The organism is Sinorhizobium sojae CCBAU 05684, from assembly GCF_002288525.1.
Taxonomy (GTDB): domain Bacteria; phylum Pseudomonadota; class Alphaproteobacteria; order Rhizobiales; family Rhizobiaceae; genus Sinorhizobium; species Sinorhizobium sojae.
The window spans coordinates 369,045-388,832 of sequence record NZ_CP023067.1; the positions used below are offsets into that span (position 1 = coordinate 369,045).

18 protein-coding genes are annotated in these 19,788 nt (G+C 63.0%); 8 read left to right on the top strand and 10 right to left on the bottom strand.

All coding sequences use genetic code 11. The features are described from left to right. Window positions 1–88 precede the first annotated feature (88 nt). Together adhP and SJ05684_RS01785 are read left to right on the top strand one after the other, a co-directional pair. A complete protein-coding gene (adhP, locus tag SJ05684_RS01780) occupies window positions 89–1,111 on the top strand; it encodes an alcohol dehydrogenase AdhP (protein WP_034851999.1) in 1,023 nt (340 codons plus the stop codon). Between the two features lie 172 nt (window positions 1,112–1,283). Next, window positions 1,284–2,165 (top strand): dienelactone hydrolase family protein, encoded by an 882-nt coding sequence (locus tag SJ05684_RS01785; protein ID WP_095694188.1) that lies wholly within the window; start codon window positions 1,284–1,286, stop codon window positions 2,163–2,165. Between the two features lie 38 nt (window positions 2,166–2,203). Here the strand turns inward: SJ05684_RS01785 and oxyR are convergent, their stop codons facing one another. Then, a complete protein-coding gene (gene oxyR, locus SJ05684_RS01790) occupies window positions 2,204–3,124 on the bottom strand; it encodes a hydrogen peroxide-inducible genes activator OxyR (RefSeq protein ID WP_034852026.1) in 921 nt (306 codons plus the stop codon). 175 nt (window positions 3,125–3,299) lie between these two features. Then, window positions 3,300–4,250 carry a LysR substrate-binding domain-containing protein gene (locus SJ05684_RS01795; protein ID WP_034852407.1) on the bottom strand — a complete coding sequence of 317 codons (951 nt, stop codon included), beginning with the start codon at window positions 4,248–4,250 and terminating at the stop codon, window positions 3,300–3,302. Window positions 4,251–4,454: 204 nt separating this feature from the next. Between SJ05684_RS01795 and SJ05684_RS01800 the strand changes: the two genes are divergently transcribed. Further along, window positions 4,455–4,745 carry a DUF1127 domain-containing protein gene (locus SJ05684_RS01800; protein WP_034852027.1) on the top strand — a complete coding sequence of 97 codons (291 nt, stop codon included), beginning with the start codon at window positions 4,455–4,457 and terminating at the stop codon, window positions 4,743–4,745. A 460-nt stretch (window positions 4,746–5,205) separates the two neighbouring features. Here the strand turns inward: SJ05684_RS01800 and SJ05684_RS01805 are convergent, their stop codons facing one another. From SJ05684_RS01805 to SJ05684_RS01830, 6 genes are all read right to left on the bottom strand, one after another. Then, on the bottom strand, window positions 5,206–6,051 hold the full coding sequence (locus SJ05684_RS01805) for a DUF937 domain-containing protein (RefSeq protein WP_034852030.1): 846 nt from the start codon (window positions 6,049–6,051) through the stop codon (window positions 5,206–5,208). A 92-nt stretch (window positions 6,052–6,143) separates the two neighbouring features. After that, on the bottom strand, window positions 6,144–7,517 hold the full coding sequence (locus SJ05684_RS01810; RefSeq protein WP_034852032.1) for a glutamate--cysteine ligase: 1,374 nt from the start codon (window positions 7,515–7,517) through the stop codon (window positions 6,144–6,146). 329 nt (window positions 7,518–7,846) lie between these two features. Then, window positions 7,847–8,584, bottom strand: coding sequence for a 16S rRNA (uracil(1498)-N(3))-methyltransferase (locus tag SJ05684_RS01815; RefSeq protein WP_034852034.1), 738 nt, complete (start codon window positions 8,582–8,584; stop codon window positions 7,847–7,849). 44 nt (window positions 8,585–8,628) lie between these two features. Further along, on the bottom strand, window positions 8,629–10,134 hold the full coding sequence (locus SJ05684_RS01820; protein WP_034852035.1) for an inorganic phosphate transporter: 1,506 nt from the start codon (window positions 10,132–10,134) through the stop codon (window positions 8,629–8,631). Window positions 10,135–10,338: 204 nt separating this feature from the next. Continuing rightward, window positions 10,339–10,845, bottom strand: a complete 507-nt coding sequence (locus SJ05684_RS01825) for an NUDIX hydrolase (RefSeq protein ID WP_034852409.1) — start codon at window positions 10,843–10,845, stop codon at window positions 10,339–10,341. Window positions 10,846–11,039: 194 nt separating this feature from the next. Further along, window positions 11,040–11,834 carry a FadR/GntR family transcriptional regulator gene (locus SJ05684_RS01830; protein WP_193354421.1) on the bottom strand — a complete coding sequence of 265 codons (795 nt, stop codon included), beginning with the start codon at window positions 11,832–11,834 and terminating at the stop codon, window positions 11,040–11,042. Window positions 11,835–12,041: 207 nt separating this feature from the next. On the opposite strand from SJ05684_RS01830, the gene SJ05684_RS01835 reads away from it, so the two are divergent. The 5 genes from SJ05684_RS01835 to glcF all read left to right on the top strand — a co-directional run bounded on the left by SJ05684_RS01835 (window position 12,042) and on the right by glcF (window position 17,939). Further along, window positions 12,042–13,316: a DUF3422 family protein gene (locus SJ05684_RS01835; protein WP_034852042.1), complete on the top strand. Its 1,275-nt coding sequence runs from the start codon at window positions 12,042–12,044 to the stop codon at window positions 13,314–13,316. 219 nt (window positions 13,317–13,535) lie between these two features. Beyond that, window positions 13,536–14,975 carry an FAD-linked oxidase C-terminal domain-containing protein gene (locus SJ05684_RS01840; RefSeq protein WP_034852043.1) on the top strand — a complete coding sequence of 480 codons (1,440 nt, stop codon included), beginning with the start codon at window positions 13,536–13,538 and terminating at the stop codon, window positions 14,973–14,975. Next, window positions 14,972–16,183 carry a glycolate oxidase subunit GlcE gene (glcE, locus tag SJ05684_RS01845; RefSeq protein ID WP_034852044.1) on the top strand — a complete coding sequence of 404 codons (1,212 nt, stop codon included), beginning with the start codon at window positions 14,972–14,974 and terminating at the stop codon, window positions 16,181–16,183. The genes SJ05684_RS01840 and glcE overlap by 4 nt, the downstream gene beginning before the upstream one ends. A gap of 40 nt (window positions 16,184–16,223) precedes the next feature. Then, a complete protein-coding gene (locus SJ05684_RS01850) occupies window positions 16,224–16,604 on the top strand; it encodes a DUF4870 family protein (RefSeq protein ID WP_034852045.1) in 381 nt (126 codons plus the stop codon). 39 nt (window positions 16,605–16,643) lie between these two features. Further along, window positions 16,644–17,939, top strand: coding sequence for a glycolate oxidase subunit GlcF (gene glcF / locus SJ05684_RS01855; protein ID WP_034852046.1), 1,296 nt, complete (start codon window positions 16,644–16,646; stop codon window positions 17,937–17,939). A gap of 181 nt (window positions 17,940–18,120) precedes the next feature. Here the strand turns inward: glcF and SJ05684_RS01860 are convergent, their stop codons facing one another. Both SJ05684_RS01860 and SJ05684_RS01865 read right to left on the bottom strand, forming a co-directional pair. Then, window positions 18,121–18,816, bottom strand: a complete 696-nt coding sequence (locus SJ05684_RS01860) for a L,D-transpeptidase (RefSeq protein WP_034852047.1) — start codon at window positions 18,814–18,816, stop codon at window positions 18,121–18,123. A gap of 181 nt (window positions 18,817–18,997) precedes the next feature. Then, window positions 18,998–19,744 carry a L,D-transpeptidase gene (locus SJ05684_RS01865; RefSeq protein WP_034852049.1) on the bottom strand — a complete coding sequence of 249 codons (747 nt, stop codon included), beginning with the start codon at window positions 19,742–19,744 and terminating at the stop codon, window positions 18,998–19,000. Window positions 19,745–19,788: the final 44 nt, after the last annotated feature.

Consider the following 19,788-nt stretch of genomic DNA (forward strand, 5'->3'; position numbering starts at 1 on the left):
GCTAAGCTCGCTCCGTCACCGCGCCTCCTCGGAGGAGGGGAGCGAGCCTATTGGCAAAGCCAATACCGAGCATCGGAGGAGAACCGACATGACCATGAAAGCCGCCGTCGTACGCGAGTTCGGCAAACCGCTGGTGATCGAGGAATTGCCGATCCCGCAGCCCGGCCCCGGCCAGGTCCTCATCAAATATGAGGCGACCGGCGTGTGCCACACCGATCTGCATGCCGCCAAGGGGGATTGGCCGGTGAAGCCGAAACCGCCCTTCATTCCCGGCCATGAAGGGGTTGGCTATGTCGCGAAGCTAGGGGCCGGCGTCAAGGGACTGAAGGAAGGCGACCGGGTCGGCGTTCCGTGGCTTCATACCGCCTGCGGCTGCTGCACGCCTTGCCGCACCGGTTGGGAAACTCTGTGCGGCAGCCAGCAGAACACCGGCTATTCGCTCGACGGCACCTTTGCCCAATACGGCTTGGCAGATCCGGATTTCGTCGGTCGGCTGCCCGCCAATCTGGAGTTCGGGCCGGCGGCCCCGGTGCTGTGCGCCGGAGTTACGGTCTATAAGGGCCTGAAGGAAACGGAGGTGAGGCCTGGCGAATGGGTGCTCGTCTCTGGCATCGGCGGCCTCGGCCACATGGCCGTGCAATACGCCAAGGCCATGGGCATGCATGTCGCGGCGGCCGACATTTTCCCGGACAAGCTCGGGCTTGCGGAAAAGCTCGGCGCCGACCTCATCATCGACGCAAGGGCGCGTGATGCCGTCGAGGAGGTGCAGAAGCGGACGGGTGGCGTCCACGGGGCTCTGGTCACGGCGGTCTCGCCAAAGGCTATGGAGCAGGCCTACAGCATGCTGCGTGCCAAGGGCACGATGGCGCTTGTCGGTCTTCCGCCGAGCCAGATCTGCCTGCCGGTCTTCGACACGGTGCTCAAGCGCATTACGGTGCGCGGCTCGATCGTCGGCACCCGCCAGGATCTGGAAGAGGCGCTGGAATTTGCCGGCGAAGGAAAGGTTGCCGCCCATTTCTCATGGGACAAGATCGAGAATATCAATGCCATCTTCGAGCGCATGGAAGAAGGCAGGATCGACGGCCGTATCGTCCTCGACCTCAATGGCTGAACGCGATCGCCGGTAACGCAGTTTTGACGTCGCCACGCCGTCCGCTGACCTATCTTGTTGGCGGGCGGTTTGGCGTTGTTGTGCCGCCTGAGGCGGGATGAGGAAAAGTGTGCGCGGTTTTCCACCCGCATCCCACCCTGATTCATAGGAGAAGCAGCCGAAGGAGGGCGCCATGAATAAGCCTGTCATCACCCAGGCGATGATCGATGCCTATGACGAATATACGCATCTGACCTTGGATCGCCGCCGTTTCATGGAGAGGCTGACGGCGCTCGCCGGCTCGGCAGCGGCGGCCGCCGCGATCGTGCCGATGCTGGCCGCGGACAGCGCCAAGGCGGAAATGATCGCGGCGACGGATGAGCGGATCAAGGGAGAGGACATCACCTATCCGGGGGCTGATGGCGATATGAAGGGCTATCTGGTGCAGCCCGCCCAAAAGTCGGGCAAGCTCCCGGCGGTGATCGTCATTCACGAAAATCGCGGTCTCAACCCGCATATCCGGGATGTTGCACGCCGGGTCGCACTCGAGGGTTTCGTCGCCATTGCTCCCGATTTTCTCTCGCCGGAAGGCGGAACGCCGGATGACGAGGACAGGGCGCGGGAGATGATCGGTGCGCTCGACGCGCAAAAAACCAACGCGAATGCGGTCGCGACCGTCGCTTTCTTGCAAGGGCATGAGGCAAGCAATGGCAATGTCGGCGCGATCGGCTTTTGCTGGGGCGGCGGTCTCGTCAATCGGCTCGCGGTAAACGCGCCCGAGCTTGATGCCGGCGTCGCCTATTACGGCTCGCAACCCGATCCGGCAGATGTGCCGAAGATCGAGGCGGCAATGCTTCTGCACTACGCCGGGCTCGACGAGCGCATCAATGCGGGCATCGAGGCCTATCGAGAGGCACTGACCGAGAGCGGCAAGGATTTCACGATCCATATGTATGAGGGCGTGAACCACGCCTTCAACAACGACACCTCGGCCGCGCGCTATGACAAGGCCGCGGCCGACCTCGCCTGGGAGCGGACGATCGCCTTCCTCAAGGAAGAACTCGCCTCGAGCTGATCGCATGAGCCAATCGGGATAGGAGGCGGCACGCTCTCCTATCCCACCTCGGCGGCGGCCCTCGTCGAAACCCTTTGCGCGCACGCGACGATCGCTTCGGCAAGCGCGTCCATATCGCGCCGGCGCGGATTGCTGCGTCGCCAGACGAGGCCGACATCGCGCGCCGGCTCGGGCGCGGCGAAGGGAACGATCCGGATCGCATTGCGCGCGGCTTCGCTCGGGACGGCAATCTCCGGAATGAGCGTCATGCCCATGCCGTTCGCGACCATCTGCAGGAGCGTGGCCATCGAGGTGGCGCCGAAGCTCGTCAGTTGCCGCTTGCCGGCGGTGTTGCACACGGCAAGCGCCTGGTCGCGCAGGCAGTGCCCCTCTTCGAGCAGCAACAATTGCGAGATATCAACCTGGTCTTCGGTAAGCGGCGACATCAGCACGGTTCGGTCGTTGTCGGCAATCGCCATGAAGAACCGGTCCGAAAACAGCGATTGTGTGACGACGCCCTCCGCATCGATTGGTAGAGCCGCGACGACCGCATCGAGCCGGCCCTCGCCGAGATCCGCAATCAGCCGCTCGGTCAGCGATTCCTTGAGTTCCATCTCGATCGCCGGATAGCGCTGACGCAGATAGGGAATGAGATGCGGCACCAGATAGGGCGCCAGCGTCGGGATGACGCCAAGGCGAAGGCGCCCCTCGAGCGTTCCCGTCCGCTGACGCGCGCTGTCCTCAAGCCTGTCTACATCCGCGAGAATGGCGCGTACCTGGGCCAGCACCTCCTCGCCGATGGCGGTGAGAAAGGTGCCGGCGCGGCTTCTTTCCACCAGCTTTACGCCCAGATGCGCCTCCAACTCCATGATCTGTGCCGAGAGTGCCGGTTGACTGACATGGGCAAGCTCGGCCGCCCGGCCGAAATGGCGCGCGGTCGCGAGGGCGTCGAAATAGCGCATCTGTCGAAGCGTCAACATGATCGGAAATATCTATCGAAATTGTTCGGGAATACAATCGGAGATTATCGCCTCCAAGGGCGAAGCAGCAGATGACGGAGGCGGGCCGGTAGGCGCAGGCCGGACCCGTCTCCCGAAATGGACAAGGCCACGCCGGCGCGAGCGTGGCCTTGTCGCGCTTGGCACCCCTGATGCCTCACCAGCCCGGCAGCATGTGGCTCTGTCGGAGGCGCGGGTAGCGGGGATAGCCCTTGATGTCGCCGTCGAGGTCGTCATTGACGGCGATCGGCGTGATGTTGTCGAGACAGGCCGTGATGTGGTTGGTGATGGCGTTCGAGAGCGACGGCGACAAGCCGGGGCGCTTCATGATGCCGATCTGCACCGGTGCCAGCGCCGGAAAGCCGTCCGCCAGCGTAAGCACCTTCATGCCGGGCCGCAGCGCCGATTCCGGCAGGACGGAAACCGCCATGCCGGCGAGCACCGCTGCGGCGACGACCGTCGACGACCAGCTCGTGAACAGGATCTGATATTCCCGGCCGGTCGCATCGAGCGCCGCGCAGGCGGCCTGCCGCCACAGACAGTCGCGGCGTCCGACGGCGAGCGGTATCGGCGCGTTTTCAGGCAGCGGATGGTTGATCGAACTGACCCAGCAGAGCGGCTCCGTCCTGACCACGTCGGACGCCCTGGCGCGCGGATTGTGAGTGACGAGCGCGATATCGAGGTCGCCCTTTGCCATCTTCTCCGCCAGATCGGCCGAGGGTTCGCAGACAATATAGAGCTCGACGTTCGGGTGCGTCTTGGCAAAGCGTACGATGATCTCCGGCATGTAGCGGTCGGCATAGTCGTCGGGCGTGCCGATCCTGAGCGTGCCTTCAAGGCGATTGTCGTCGAAGGAGGCGATTGCCTCGTTGTTGAGGCGGATCATCCGCCGGGCAAAATTCAGCAGCCGGTCGCCCTCGACGGTCAGCCGGTTTCCGCGGCCGTCCTTCATGAACAATGGTTTGCCGATGCGCTCCTCGAGGCGGCGCATCTGCATGGAAACGGCGGACTGTGTCTTGAAGACGCGTTCGGCCGCTTTGGTGAAGCTGCCTGTATCTGCAATGGCGACGAAGGTGTGCAACTGATCGATATCGAGCGGTGCGGACATGGCCGAGTATCCATAAGAGTGTTTGATGAATATCATTAAAAACATTCGTTGGACTGATCAATAAGGATTTGCGATTCATAGGCTGCAAATCACGTCGATCCCTCTGGCGAAACGATCGCCGAAACCAACTGTTCCCGCCTGCCCCGCGTATGACCTCCCACGCGGGGGATAGGCATCTGCGTGCCTGAGAAAAGGAGCACCGCCATGCGCACGACCGAACATGCCCTCGACCTCGTTGCCGGCAAGCCGACGCTTGTGTCCCGCGCCGCAGGCATCGTCGGTGTGCTGACGGCTGTCTGGCGCCAGCACCGAAGCCGCCGTCAGATCGCGCGTCTGCACGACCTCGATGATCGGCAACTGCTCGACATGGGGCTGAAACGGCAAGACCTGAACGAAGCTTTGACCTCCGCCTTTTTCGAAGATCCGTCTAGCTATCTCACGCGTGCGTCGCGAAACCGAGCGAACCTCTTTTACCGTGGCATGCGTCACGACTGAGAGTCCCCATGGCGCATCCCGCCGGATGCGCCATTTGCGGCATGATCCTGCGCAAGGTGCCGCCATTGCGCGGATCATGCCGCAAAGTTCAAGTTACGGTGAAGAACCTAACTCTTCCCCGCAGGGTATGAGCCAATAGACCCTGCTGCTTGCCCGGTACATGCCAAGACGTGTACCGGGCTTTTTTATGCGCTCGCCGAACACTGTCAGTATGAATCGAACCGAGAGGGCGAGACTGCTGCATCCCGCTGCCACGGCCTTCTCCCCGCAGGCGGGAAGAAGGGACTCGCGGCAAGCCCCGTCCGAAGATCCCTCGTCCCGTGGGCGGCGAGGGCCGGCGCACCGCGCCGAAAATCGGATTCGGAGAGCACGACGCGTAGTTTCAACGAGTTGCAGCGTCGTTTGTCCGTCCAAAAAGGACGCATGTGTAGGGGTGAAGGGCGATCACCACCAATCCAGTCTAGGAATCCTTACGGTCGTCGGACGCGCTCTCATAGCTCTCGAACAGTGCGTCGATGTTCTTCTGGTATTCCTTCTGCATCTCAAGTCCGGTATCGAACATGCTGTTCATCATTTTCGAGAACTGCGTGAAGGCGGCATTCTTCTCCGGCTCGGGCGTCTCCGGCTCGGGCGCCTTCTCCGGCGTTGCGCCGCCAGTGCGCATCATGTCCTGAAAGGCCTTGACGAACGGATTGTCGGCGAAAAGGTCCGAGGCATTCGGCTCCTCCTTCGCCTTGGCCATCCCGAAAAATCCCTGCATGGCCTGGGTGAAGGGATTGTCGAACGGGTTCGGCGTCGGTTCCGGTTTCTTGGCGAACCCCGTCGCTTCCATCCACTGCCGCATCAGCGTCATCATCGGATTGTTCGCAAACGCCTCGTTGGCCTGGCCCATGGTTTCCTTGAAGAGGCCGCCCATGAGCGTGGTCGCCATTACCGGCAGCATCTGCTTGTAGATCTCCTGACCGATCCCGGTCATTTGCGCAGCTTGCGCGGCGATCGCGCGCGACATCTCCTTCGAGCCGAAGAGCTGGCCGAGGACATCGTTGCCGTCCGCCACGCCCTCGGGCGTGAAGGCCTGTCTCATGTCCTCGAAATACTTGGCGTAATTGCCGGTGGAGATCGCCGTCATCAGCGACCCTAGATCGTATGGATTGGTGGTGTTGCGTTTGAGGCCGGTGGAGAAGGCGGGCATGAGCGCCGCCGTCGCCTTCGCCATTTGCTCCTGCGCAAGACCGAACTGTTTGGCCATCAGCTCGATGGCGTGGCCGTTCTGCGCCTGCACGAACATGTCAAAAAGCGGTGCCATCCCATTTCCTTCCCGGCCGAACGACGCATGTCATTGCACTATAACGGGAATCGATAGTCTGGAAACCGCTTTTATGCGAGCGGAGCGTGCCGCTAATACTGGTATTCCGCGAAGATCGGCTCGACCGACTGGTTCCAGCGCCCCTGATAGAGCGCCAGCAGGTCTTCCGCGAGCGTCGACTTCTTGGCAAGGACCTCTTCGAGCGGTGCCAGGAATTGGCTCTCATCGACGCCGTCGCTGTTCAGGCGGTTACGCCGCTTCAGCCCGGAGCGCGAAATCGCCAGCACTTCGCGCGCGATCTCGAACAGCGAAGCCGTGCGGAGCTTCGCCTGCAGCGCTTGGGCCGGAACCGCGTCGCGAAGCGCCTGAACGTCTTCGAAGCTCCAGTCGCGTGTCAGTGTCTCGGCTGCTGCCAGCGCCTCGTCGTCATAGAGGAGTCCAACCCAGAAGGCCGGCAACGCGCAGATTTTCCGCCACGGACCGCCGTCGGCGCCGCGCATTTCGAGGAACCGCTTGAGCCTCACGTCGGGAAAGAGGGTCGAAAGGTGATTGGTCCAATCGCCCATGTTCGGCTGCCATTCGGCGATCTCGCCCTTCAAGGCGCCGTTCATGAACTGCCGAAAGGTGACGTGGGTACAGTCGTGGTAGTGGCCGTTTCGCACGACGAAATACATCGGCACGTCGAGCGCCCATTCGACGTAGTCGGCAAAGCCGAAGTCCGGCTTGAAGGCGGCCGGCAGGAGCCCGGCGCGTTTGTTGTCGGTGTCGCGCCAGATGTCGCCCCGCCAGGACAACAGCCCGTTCGGCTTGCCCTCGGTAAAGGGCGAACTGGCGAAGAAGGCGGTCGCGAGCGGTTGCAGCTTCATGGAGACCTGCATCTTCCGCCGCATGTCCTCTTCGGACGAGAAGTCGAGATTCACCTGGATGGTACAGGTGCGGTACATCATGTCGAGGCCCTTCGTGCCGACCTTCGGCATGTAGCGTGTCATGATCGCGTAACGCGATTTCGGCATGCGCGGCGTCTCTGCAAAGGTCCATTTGGGGCTGCCGCCGACGCCGAGGAAGCCGATGCCGAGCGGTTCGGCGATTTCGCGCAGCACCGCCAGGTGCTGGTTCGATTCCTTGCACGTCTGATGAAGATTCTCGAGCGGTGCGCCGGAAAGCTCGAACTGCCCGCCGGGCTCCAGCGAAATCGCACCATTGCCATGGATATCGACAAGGCCGATGATATTGCCCTCGTCGATGATCGCTTCCCAACCGTTCCGTGCGGCCATGCCGTTCAACAGCGCCCGGATGCTGGCTTCGCCGGAATAGGGAACGGGGCTGTTGTCCGCCTTGAAGAAGGCGAACTTCTCGTGCTCCGTGCCTATCCGAAACTTCTCCTTCGGCTTCGCTCCCGACGCCAAATAGGCGGTTAGGTCGGCGACGGAGGTGACCGGCGTCTGATCGGTGGTATCTCGGGCCATATTCGTCTACTTCGTTTGAGCGTCACCTGCCGGCTGGCAGAACGGAATGGAGGGTGCTTGAACCGTATTCAAGTGCGGTGCAAGTCAAATTCTTTCAAGATAGCCTCAAAAAAACTCCGCGCAGTTTTGCGCGCCTGGAGCGCTTCGCGATCGGAACTGTTCGCGCGAGGCGTTGAGGCTCTTTTTTGTGTACCGCGCCGACGCAGAATCGCCTCACGGGCTGCGACTTACAGCGTCTTTTATGCGTCCTAAGGCGCTGAAAGGGCGCTGTAACTCTTTAGATCTACCCATCACGATTTTCGAAAGTCGGATCCGGCTTTCACGACACGCTAGCGCCAGTCCCCGATCGTGGCCTGGATCACGGCCATTGCGGCGACCGCCGCCGTGTCCGCGCGCAGGATTCGCGGCCCGAGCGGTATCGGTGTCACGAAATCCAGGCTGCGCAGGAGCGTCCGCTCGGCCTCGGAGAAACCACCTTCCGGACCGATCAGAAGCGCGAGCTGCCGCTCGGGGATGGCGCTGAGGATCGGCAGTGGGTTCTGGCTTTCACTGCCCTCGTCGCAGAAGATAATGCGCCGGTCGCGCGGCCAGCTCTCGAGCAGGTCTTCGAGCTTTTGCGGCGACTCCACGGAGGGGATGCCGAGCACGCCGCACTGTTCGGCCGCCTCGATGACATTGGCGCGCACGCGGTCGAGATTGCCGATTTTGCCCTGCACATGCTGGGTCATGACCGGCTGAAGCACGCCCGCGCCCATCTCAACCGCCTTCTGGACGAGATAGTCGAGCCGGCCGACCTTGAGCGGCGCGAACAGATAGACGAGATCGGCGGCCGCCGGCTGCGGACGCGTTTGCTCGACCGCTGTCAGGACCGCCCGCTTGCGTGAGGGCGTGGAAAGCTCGGCCCGCCATTCGCCATCGTGGCCGTTGAAGACCAGAACCGGTGTGCCCTCGCCGAGGCGCAGCACGTTGACGAGATAGTTGAACTGCTCATTCGTCGCTGCGTGCCTGGCGCCGGCGTGGAGCCGGGTTTCTATGAATAATCGCTGCAGACGGAAATTGGCACGCATTTCAGTTCCTTTGCTTTGCCGCAGGTCCGAGCCCTGGTTCGCTTTCAGAGAAACAGGCTGGAAAGCACGAGATAGACGAGAGCCGAAAGCAGCGCGGATGCGGGCACAGTGATCACCCAGGCTGCAATGATCGTCAGGAAATAGGAGCGGCGCACCAACCGCCGGCGGCGTATCTCCGCGAAATTCGTTTCGGCCGCTTCCATGAAGTCGGAATGGCCGCTCTCTCGCCGGACATGGTCCAGCCGTCGCTTCGAGTGGCGCGTGTACCATTCGCGGAAAAAGCCGACACCGAACACGGCGCCGACTGCCGTATGGGTGGAACTGATCGGCAGGCCGAGTGCCGAAGCAAGCAGTACCGTGACCGCCGTGGCAAGCGCTACGCAGAAGGCACGCATGGGATTGAGGCGGGTGATTTCCCGGCCGACGACGCGGATCAGCCGCGGGCCGTAGAGCAGCAACCCGAGCGAAATGCCGAGCGCGCCGATCAGCAGAACCCAGTAGGGCGCCTCCGACTTTTGTGTTGAGATCGTGCCGCCAAGCGCCGTGACGATCGCCGAGAAGGGGCCGATGGCATTCGAAACGTCATTTGCCCCGTGGGCGAAGGAAAGCAGCGCCGCGGCCACGATCAAGGGAAGGCGGAACAGCTTGCGAAGGGACTGATTTCGATTCTCGAGTCCTTCCGACTGCCGGCGGATCCACGGCTTGCTTAGAACGTAGCAGGCGCCACCGACGAGAGCACCGGCGAGCAGGCCCGTCGGAACCGAAATGATGGCGACCCGGACGAGTGCGAAGACCAGCACATAGGCGGTGAAGGCGCCCGCCGTGATCCCGAGGACGACAGGCATCCAGCGCCGCGCGGCGGCGATCTTGTCGCTGCGGTAGATGACGAATTCCTTCAGAAAGGCGAGGAAGGAGGCGGCAAGGATGCCGCCGAGCAGCGGCGAGATCGACCAGCTTGCCGTGATCCCCGCGATCGTCCACCACTTGACGACCGCCGGGCCTGCAGCCACGAGGCTGGCGCCGACGATCCCTCCGACGACGGAGTGGGTGGTCGAGACAGGTGCACGGGCATAGGTGGCGATATTGATCCAGACCGCCGAAGAGATTAGCGTCGCCATCATCACCCAGACGAGCGCCTCGGGACTGTCCAGCCTCGTGCCGTCCACGACGCCCGCCCCGATGGTCAGCGCAACCTTACGCCCGGCGATCAAAGCCCCGGCGATCTCGAAGACGGCGGCGATCGCCAGGGCCGTGGCCATTGTCATGGCCTTCGCTCCGACGGCAGCGCCGACGTTGTTCGTCACGTCGTTGGCGCCGATGTTCATCGCCATGTAGCCGGCGAAGGCGGCCGCTGCGACGACGATGGCGATGCCCGAGGCGCCGGTGAAGTAGCTTGCCGCGATCGTCATGCTGACGATGAGGAACAGGGCTGCGAGGCCGGGGACTGCCAGACCACGCATGACGTGATGAGTCGCCTCCTCTGCAAGGTTGACCTTGTCGAGATCCTTGTCGAGTGTCAGCTTTTCCAGGTTCGGGCGCGGCTTGGCCACGGATCGGTTCCCCCTATTCGTGATCGCCAGTAGCGGTAGGAGCCGGCGCATTCAAGCAGAATTGGAGCGGTGATGGGGCGTGGGCGCTACAGCGCCGCGCTTCTTGGTAAAACGCGCAAAGGCCGCTGTAGCATTTTGAATTGCCGCATGCTGTGTCCGTTTATCGAGGTCGATTCAAGGAGACATGCAACAAGAGCGCAATCGTCAGCCGTTGGCGGCTCTTGGCGACTGCGCCCCGCGGGCGCTCATGCGTTTGCCGAAGTCGAGAATAAGCTCTTTCAAGGACGGCTCGGCCACGCGCTTTGCCGCCTCTTGGCAGTTAACCCATTCGAGCCGCCGCGCGCCCTTTTCGGGGAAGTTCTTGCAGAAGTCCTCGACTTCGAGCGCATGAACCTGGACCCTGCACGAAATCTGTAGACCATGGTCCATGCGTTTCTGATAGGTATAGAAACCGAGGGAGGTCTTCTGGATCTTGCCCTTCACGCCGGCTTCCTCGTAGGCTTCGCGTTCCGCCACTTCGTGGGCGCGCTTGCCTTGCATGGGCCATCCCTTCGGAATGACCCAGCGGCCGGTGTCGCGGCTGGTGATGAGTAGAATTTCCGGCTCCCCCGTCTTCTTGAGCATACGATAGCACAGCGCGGCATATTGCATGCGCGCCGGGCGACGCAGCATCAGGTGCAGATCAGAGGCTAGCCGGTGCAGCAAGCTCAAGAGCGTCGTCACTCCTACGCGAATCAGCGGCATTAGTCGTTTCGAAAATATGTCTTGTCCGCCTTGCCTGTAAATGGTTCGGCCGAAGATAACCGCCGAGATGCGTACAAGTTCCAGAATAGTATTTCAGTTTTCATTACAACTCATACGTGTTCTTTTTCGTTCATAGATCGACGTTGCAGACGGCCGGGCACTCACGAGTCCCGGGTGCGATCCCGCTGCTGCAGGCGCAATTGGGCGATGCGCGCCCACTCACCGCTGCGTTCCGCCTCGCGAGCGGCGGCGGCGACGAAATCGATATGACTTTGAGCGGCCCACTTGGCCGCTTGCGGATCGCGCGCCATGACCGCGGCATAGATCGCCTCGTGCTGCGCCAGCAGCCGATCGCGGGCGCCGGGGGCGCCGAAGATCGTATTGCGGTGAAAGAATATGCCCCGGGTCAGAAGCCTGTAACAGGCCCGCAGCGTATGCAGCAGAATGATGTTGTGCGCGCTCTCGCCGATCGCGTTGTGCAACTCGATGTCCGCCTCGAGCTCTTCGTCGAAATTGCCGCTGCGGTGCGCCTCGCGCATGCGTTCGATGACACGGGTCAGGATATCGCGGTCGAAGTCCGTGGCGCGGGTGGCGGCGAGCTCCGCGGTCAGGCCTTCGAGTTCGCGCCGATACTCGAGGTAGTCCTGCGTCGCCTTCGAATGGCGCCCGATGAGCTCGACCAGCGGCTTTGAGAATATCTGCCCGACCACGTCCGCGACGAAAGTGCCGCCGCCGTGCCGGCTCTCCAGCAGACCGCGCGTCTCCAACTCTTTTAGCGCCTCGCGCAGGATCGGCCGCGACACGTCGAAACGCCTGGAAAGCTCCCGCTCGCCCGGCAGGCGATCGCCGTCGCGAAGCACGCCTTCGAGAATGAGAAGCTCGATCTGCTGTACGACCTCGTCCGCCGTGCGGCTATGGCTGATGCGGGCATAGAGGTCGATCTGGTGTTCGGTCACGGGCATGCTCTCCTAGGCGGACAGCTCTTGCGCTCAAGCCTACCGCTCTTCGGGAATCTAGCAGCCGCCGCGAAGTGGTCAAATTGATTGTCCACTTCGCGGCCCTGAGGCTGACAAAAGTCAAGCTGCGTCAAAGCGCCCAATTCTTTTTGCTCGACGGGTTGATAAGAAAATGGTGATGAATGCGTGAGGGGGACGAAGCGCTTCATGTCAAAAGGCAGTTTTGCATTTCCGGTTGCACCGTTGCGCGCTCAGGCGTTGGGCGAGGTTCACGCGCGGCCCTACGCACTGGTGACGACGCCGCGCGTCATCTTTCAGCTTGCTTTCCTCACCGAAGGCGGATCGATCGTCGATCATGCGGTGCTCTCCGAACTGTCGCGGTCCTGTGGCATCGCGCCACCCGGACGCGACGCCAGCCACCATGCCATCCCCTGGGGGAATGGCACGCTGCGCTGGGAGCGGCATACGGAATTCTCCACCTATTTCTGGGATACGCCGGCGCCGAACCGGTTCGGTGAAGAGGTGCCGGTTCATCCGTTTGGCGACGGATTTTCGCCGCCGGGCCTGTTAATTGCCGGCATCCGCCTCGAGATCCGACCCGACACGCCGCAGACTAGAGAGGCGATCAGGCTCTTCGATCCGAAGAGCCTCTGCTACAGCGAAAGCAAGAACGGCCAGGCCGTGATCGTGACCGACTTTCGCCAGAACGGCGACGGCCTCACCCAGATTCTCGTGATTGACAGGGGGATGACCGAGGCGGGCACGGGTGCCCTGGCGCAGCGCCTGCTCGACATCGAGACCTATCGCACACTCGCCATGCTCGGCCTGCCGGTGGCGCAATCATTGTCGCCGGAAATCCGGCGGACCGAGGACGGCCTGACGGCGATCACCCAGCGGATGAAAGCAAATGTCCGCGAGGAAGCTGACGAGATGCTTTCCGGGATCACGCGTCTTGCCGCCGATCTCGAAGCCGGCGCCGCCTTGAGCCTTTATCGCTTCGGCGCCAGCCGCGCCTATTACGGCATCGTCCAGGAACGCATCCGTACACTTTCCGAAACGCCCGTGCCCGGTTACGAGACGATCGGCACCTTCCTCGAACGCCGGCTGGCGCCGGCCATGCGGACCTGTCAATCGGTCGAGGAGCGGCAGAAGAACCTGTCGACCAAGCTGGCGCGCGCGACGACGCTCCTGCGAAGCTGGGTCGACGTCGAACTCGAACGCCAGAACAGCGCGCTGCTCAATTCGATGGACCGCCGAGCGAAGCTGCAGTTGCGCCTGCAGCAAACGGTCGAAGGCTTGTCGGTCGCCGCGATCTCCTACTACGTCGTCGGGCTGTTCGGCTACCTCGCCAAGCCCTTGAGCCACCAGATCCCCGTCGACCCCGGCGTGCTCACCGGCCTTGCCGTCCCCATTGCGGTGTTCGGCGTCTGGATGGTCGTAAGGCGCATTCGCCGCCATCATGAGGAGGCGTCGCACAAATAGCGTCCATTGCTATCGCGCTTCAAATATGCATGCGGCCGAAGGTCCATTAGCATTGCCCCGGATGCCGTTCCAGTGGTAAACAAAAAATACCACCCTATGGCGCCACGCCTGTTCTCTGGAAGCGTAGAGATCGCCATAGCATGTTGAATTTCCGTGTGTTTCCTCAAGTCGGCAAGATTTGAGAAGCACGCCTCAGGGCGCATCTGGCTGGAGGTGCTCATGCCGGAGACGATCGGGTTCTTGGAACCCAGACAGGCCGTTCTTGACCGCCGGCGGGAGATTCTCATCGACCTCGCCGATCTCCTCCCCGAGGCCTCGCTGATCGGCGACGAGCGCGGGTTGAAACCCTTCGAGACGGATGCATTCCTTGCCTATCGCCGTATGCCGTTGGCCGTGACCCTGCCGGAGACGACGGAGCAGGTCGCAGCCATTCTCAAATATTGCAGCCGATATGGCATCCCCGTCGTGCCGCGCGGCGCCGGAACCTCACTTTCCGGCGGCGCCATTCCCCAGGAGGATGCCGTCGTCGTCGGTCTCTCGAAGATGTCCCGCATACTCGACATCGACCTCTTCAACCGTACGGCGACGGTTCAGGCCGGCGTCACCAATCTCAGCATTTCCGAAGCGGCCGGTGCCGACGGCTTCTTCTACGCGCCCGACCCGAGTTCGCAGCTCGCCTGCACCATCGGCGGCAATATCGGCATGAATTCCGGCGGCGCCCATTGCCTGAAATACGGGGTGACCACCAACAATCTCCTGGGCGTCAAGATGGTGCTTTGCGACGGCACGGTGATCGAGCTTGGCGGCAAGGCGCTGGATGCGCCGGGTTATGATCTCATCGGCCTCGTCTGCGGCTCGGAGGGGCAACTCGGCATCGTCACGGAGGCGACCGTCCGCCTGATCGCAAAGCCGGAAGGCGCGCGCCCGGTGCTCTTCGGCTTCGATTCGTCGGAAGCGGCCGGGTCCTGCGTCGCCGATATTATCGCTGCCGGCATCATTCCGGTCGCGATTGAATTCATGGACAAGCCGGCGATCGAGATCTGCGAAGCCTTCGCCCAGGCGGGTTATCCTCTTGACGTGGAGGCGCTCCTGATCGTCGAGGTCGAGGGTTCTGAAGCTGAGATGGACGCAACGCTTCAGAGCATCATCGAGATCGCCCGCCGCCACGGCGTCAAGACGATCAAGGAATCGCAATCGGCGCTCGAGGCGGCGCTGATCTGGAAGGGCAGGAAATCCGCCTTCGGCGCTACCGGTCGCATCGCCGACTACATCTGCATGGACGGCACCGTGCCGCTGAGCCAGCTCTCGCATGTGCTGCGCCGGAGCGGCGAGATCGTTGCGGGCTATGGCTTGCGCGTCGCCAACGTCTTCCATGCCGGCGACGGCAACATGCATCCGCTGATCCTCTACGACATCAATGATCCGGAGGATGCGGCGCGTGCCGAGGCCGCCGGCAACGATATCCTGAAGCTTTGCGTCGAGGCGGGCGGCTGCCTCACGGGCGAGCATGGCGTCGGCATAGAGAAGCGCGACCTGATGCGGCATCAGTACAGCCAGGCCGACCTCGACCAGCAGATGGCGGCGCGCGCGGCCTTCGATCCGCATTGGCTGCTGAACCCGTCGAAGGTCTTCCCGCTCGAAGGGCGGCCCGCGACATGATCGTCCATTTCGAACCGCCAAGCGAGGAAGGCATTGCCTCGGTCGTCCGCTCGGCATCGGCCGAGCGCGTCACGCTTTCGATCGTCGGCGGGGGCACGCGGACGGGCTTCGGCAATCCCATCCGGGCGGATCGCACGCTTTCGACGCGGCGCCTCTCCGGCATCGTCACCTATAATCCCGCGGAGATGACGATGAGCGCGCTCGCGGGCACGCCGCTGTCGGAGATCGAGGCGGCGCTCGATGCGAAAGGCCAGATGCTGTCCTTCGAGCCGATGGACCACAGGCCGGTCTTCGGCACGTCCGGCGAGCCGACCATCGGCGGCGTCTTTGCGGCCAATGTCTCGGGCCCGCGCCGCTATGTCGCCGGTGCCGCGCGCGACAGCCTGCTCGGCCTTCGCTTCATCAATGGCCGCGGCGAGGTGATTAAGGCCGGCGGGCGGGTGATGAAAAACGTCACCGGGCTCGACCTCGTCAAGTTGCTCGCCGGCTCCCACGGCACGCTTGGGATCCTGACGGAGGTCACCTTCAAGGTCCTGCCTTCGCGGTCCGCGGCCGCAACCGTGGTCGTTTCCGGTCGCAACGACGCGGAGGCCGCAGCGGTGATGGCCGAGGCCATGGCCCAGCCGGTGGAGGTGTCGGGCGCTGCGCATCTGCCGGAGAGCGTCCGTGGGCGGTTCGTCGCCGGCGCGCTGCCCGAGGGGGCGGCCACGGTGCTAAGGCTAGAAGGGCTTGCCGACTCGGTCGCCCTGCGTGCGCAAAGGCTTTCAGGGGCGCTCGCTCGCTTCGGGCCGGTCTCACAGTTGGATGCCGCCCAGTCCAAGGTGCTTTGGGCGGAAATCCGCGACGTGAAGCCCTATGCCGACGGCACCATGCGGCCGCTCTGGCGCGTCTCCGTCGCCCCTTCGGCGGGGCATCAGCTCGTCGCCGCGCTTCGGTTGCAGACGGGCGTGGACGCCTTCTATGATTGGCAGGGCGGGCTCGTCTGGCTGCGCATGGAGGCGGACCCCGAGGCCGAGCTCCTGCGACGCTATATCCGCGCGGTCGGCGGCGGGCACGCGATGCTTCTGCGCGCCGGTGAGGACGAACGTGCGCGCATCCCGGCCTTTGAACCGCAGCCATCCGCTGTGGCACAATTGTCGGAACGCCTGCGCGCGTCGTTCGACCCATCGCGGATTTTCAATCCCGGGCGGCTGGCGGCAATCGCTTGAGGCATCGCCATCATGACGCCCAACGGCCAAGGAGACCTCAATGACAGATCCTGGTTCGCACACGCCGCCTTCCCGTGATACCGACCGCTGGCTGGAACCCGGAAAGGTCAACATCCAGATCGTCTACGTTCTGTATCTGCTTGGCTTTGCCATCGGCATCACGCCGCTGATCGGCCTCGTTATCGCCTATCTCAATCGCGACAAGGCCGAAATCTGGGCAAGGTCGCATTATGACTGGGCGATCCGAACCTTCTGGATCGCCTTGCTGTTCATCCTGATCTCGGCGGTGCTGTCCGTCGTCTTCATCGGCGTGCTCGGCTTCGTGGCGACCGCAGTCTGGGTCGTGGTGCGCTGTGTCGTCGGTCTTCAGAAGGCTGCGCGCGAGGACCCGATCACCAATCCGGAAAGCTGGTGGATCTAGATACCTTCCGACCGGCCCTTACAGTATCGGAGTATTCGGTTGCAGACCAATTTTTCCCCTGAACAGCTTGCTGACCCGCATGTCGCGGAATCCGAGAAGATCCTGCGCAAGTGCGTTCACTGCGGCTTCTGCACCGCCACCTGTCCCACCTATGTGCTTCTCGGCGACGAGCTCGATAGCCCGCGCGGGCGCATCTATCTTATCAAGGACATGCTCGAAAACGGGCGTGCCGCCGATAAGGAAACCGTCACCCATATTGACCGCTGCCTCTCATGTCTCTCCTGCATGACGACCTGTCCCTCAGACGTCGATTACATGCATCTCGTCGACCACGCCCGCATTCATATCGAAGAGACCTATCGACGGCCCTTCAACGACCGTTTCGCCCGTTCCGTGATCGCCGCGACGCTGCCCTATCCGAGGCGCTTCCGGGCGGCGCTCGGGGCTGCCCGTCTCGCCCGGCCGATGGCCGGACTGCTGAAGCGCATTCCCTGGCTCAAAACCTTCGGCGTCATGCTCGATCTCGCGCCGGCTGCGCTGCCGCCCGCATCCGCGACCGCAAAGCCGAAAATCCATCCGGCGAAGGGTGCTCGCCGTGGCCGCGTGGCGCTGCTCGCCGGCTGCGCCCAACCGGTGTTGCGGCCGGAGATCAACGAGGCGGCGATCCGGCTGCTGACGGGGCAGGGGATCGAGGTCGTCGTCGCGGAAGGGGAAGGCTGCTGCGGCGCCCTGGTTCACCATATGGGCCGCGAGGAACAGGCGCTGAAGGCCGCCCGCCGCAATGTCGACGCCTGGCTGAAGGCCGCCGAGGAGAGCAGCCTCGACGCCGTCGTCATCACCGCCTCCGGCTGCGGCACGACGATCAAGGATTATGGCCATATGCTGCGGCTTGATTCCGCCTATGCCGACAAGGCAGCGAAGGTCTCTGCTCTGGCGAAAGACATAACCGAATATCTGGCGAATCTGGACCTGCCGGAACAGGAGACGCGCGGGCTGACGGTCGCCTATCACTCCGCCTGTTCGATGCAGCATGGGCAGAAGATCACGACGATGCCGAAGCAGCTTCTGAAACGGGCGGGGTTTACGGTGCGCGACCCGGCGGAAGGCCACCTCTGTTGCGGCTCGGCCGGTACCTACAACATTCTGCAGCCGGAAATTTCGGCGAAGCTGAAGGCGCGGAAGGTCAGGAATATCGAAGCGACCAAGCCGAATGTGATCGCGACCGGCAATATCGGTTGCATCACGCAGATCGCGACCGGAACCAATATCCCGATCCTACATACGGTCGAGCTTCTGGATTGGGCCTATGGTGGGCCGAAGCCGGCGGGGGTTTGACGTTCGAGTGTGTAGGAATTACCCCTCAGCCGCCTGCCGGCACCTTCTCCCCGCAAGCGGGGCGAAGGAGGATCGCCGCGAAGTCTCGCCCTCCACCGAGGTCGAATGTGTGAGGGGCGAAGGTTCAGGAATCCCCTCTCCCGCGTGCGGGGAGAGGGTTAGGGTGAGGGGCAGCTTGCCGTCAGCCGCCGAAGATCTGGCGGAAAATGTCGACGCCACGGTCGTCGAAGCTGATGTCGCCCTGCTTGTTGCCGGGGCCGATCACGATCACCTTGGTGCCGATCGGAGCCCGATCATAGAGATGCTCGACGTCCTCGTTCATCATCCGGATGCAGCCAGACGACATGTTCTGACCGATCGTCCAAGGTTGGTTGGTGCCATGGATGCGGAAGATCGTGTCGCGGCCGCCCTTGTAGAGATAGAGCGCGCGGGCGCCGAGCGGGTTGTCGATGCCGCCTTCCTGGGTGATCGGCAGGATTCGGCCCTTGGCCGCTTCGCGCGCGCGCATTTCCGCCGGCGGCGTCCAGCTCGGCCATTCGGCCTTGCGGCCCACTTTGACGATGCCGGACCAGCCGAAACCCTCGCGGCCGACGCCGATGCCGTAGCGCGTCGCGCGGTTCGGACCATCGATGTAATAGAGGAATTTGCTGTTGGTATCCACGATGATCGTGCCGGGCGCTTCTTCCGTGCGGAAACGAACCTTGGTTCGCCAATACTTCTTCGGCGGCTTCTTCGGCTGGGCGGTGAGGACGATGTCCGAGCGCTTGACGGCCGTTCCGCCAGGCTCGACCGGCGTGAACGCCGAAGCGCCCACGGCAGCAAACAGAGTCGTGGCCGCGACGCCGAGCGCAACCAGTATACCGGCGTGACATTTCATCTACGATTCCCTCTCAACCCCAAATTCCAAAAAGCGATGCGATTTACTGGCAAGTTCCGGCCTGAGACAACCGATACAAACAGACTGCGTCGGGCAAGCAGCGTCGCGGACAACCGCTGTTGCCTTTAGATCACGGTTCGGCTGGAAAAAGCGCGGCTCGCGTCGAAGCGAGCCGCCGCCGCTACAGCACGACGACCTTGGTGCCGACATTCACCCGCTCGTAAAGATCGACGACGTCCTCGTTGCGCATGCGGATACAGCCGGAGGACACGGCATAGCCGATCGTCCAGGGCGCATTGGTGCCGTGGATGCGATAGAGCGTGGAGCCGAGATACATAGCGCGGGCGCCCAGCGGGTTCTGGGGGCCGCCGTCCATGCGCGCCGGCAGGTAATGGCCCTTCGCCGCTTCGCGCGCGATCATTTCCTTCGGCGGCGTCCAGCTCGGCCACTCCGCCTTGCGGGTGATCCTGTGTTCGCCCGCCCACTCGAAGCCCGGCTTGCCGACGCCGACACCGTAGCGGCGAGCTTCGCCATTGCCGGTCACGAGATAGAGGAAGCGGTTATTGGTGTCGATCACGATCGTGCCGGGCTTCTCCCCTGTCTGATAGGCCACCATCTGCGGCAGGAACTGCGGATCGAGCTTGGTTTTTACCGGTTTCTGGGCGCGTGCGGCGGCCACGGGCTGAACGGCCGGTGCGTAGGGCTTGCGCCTGACCTGCCGCCGCTCGACGGGTTTTCGCGTGGCGGCCGGCGCCTCTGGGCGGTAAACGGCCGGGCGTACGTGCCGGCCGGTCAACTGCATCACCCAGGGTGCCGTCAGGTCCGGGCTGACGATGACCGGGGGCCGGTTCTGGTAACGATCCTGCGCCTCGGCGCTCACGGGGAGGATGCAGAGGCAGGTCGTGGCAAGCAAAAGGAACTTCTTCATCGGACGGACTCGCTACATTACGCCCAATACGAGGCGGCTATTGG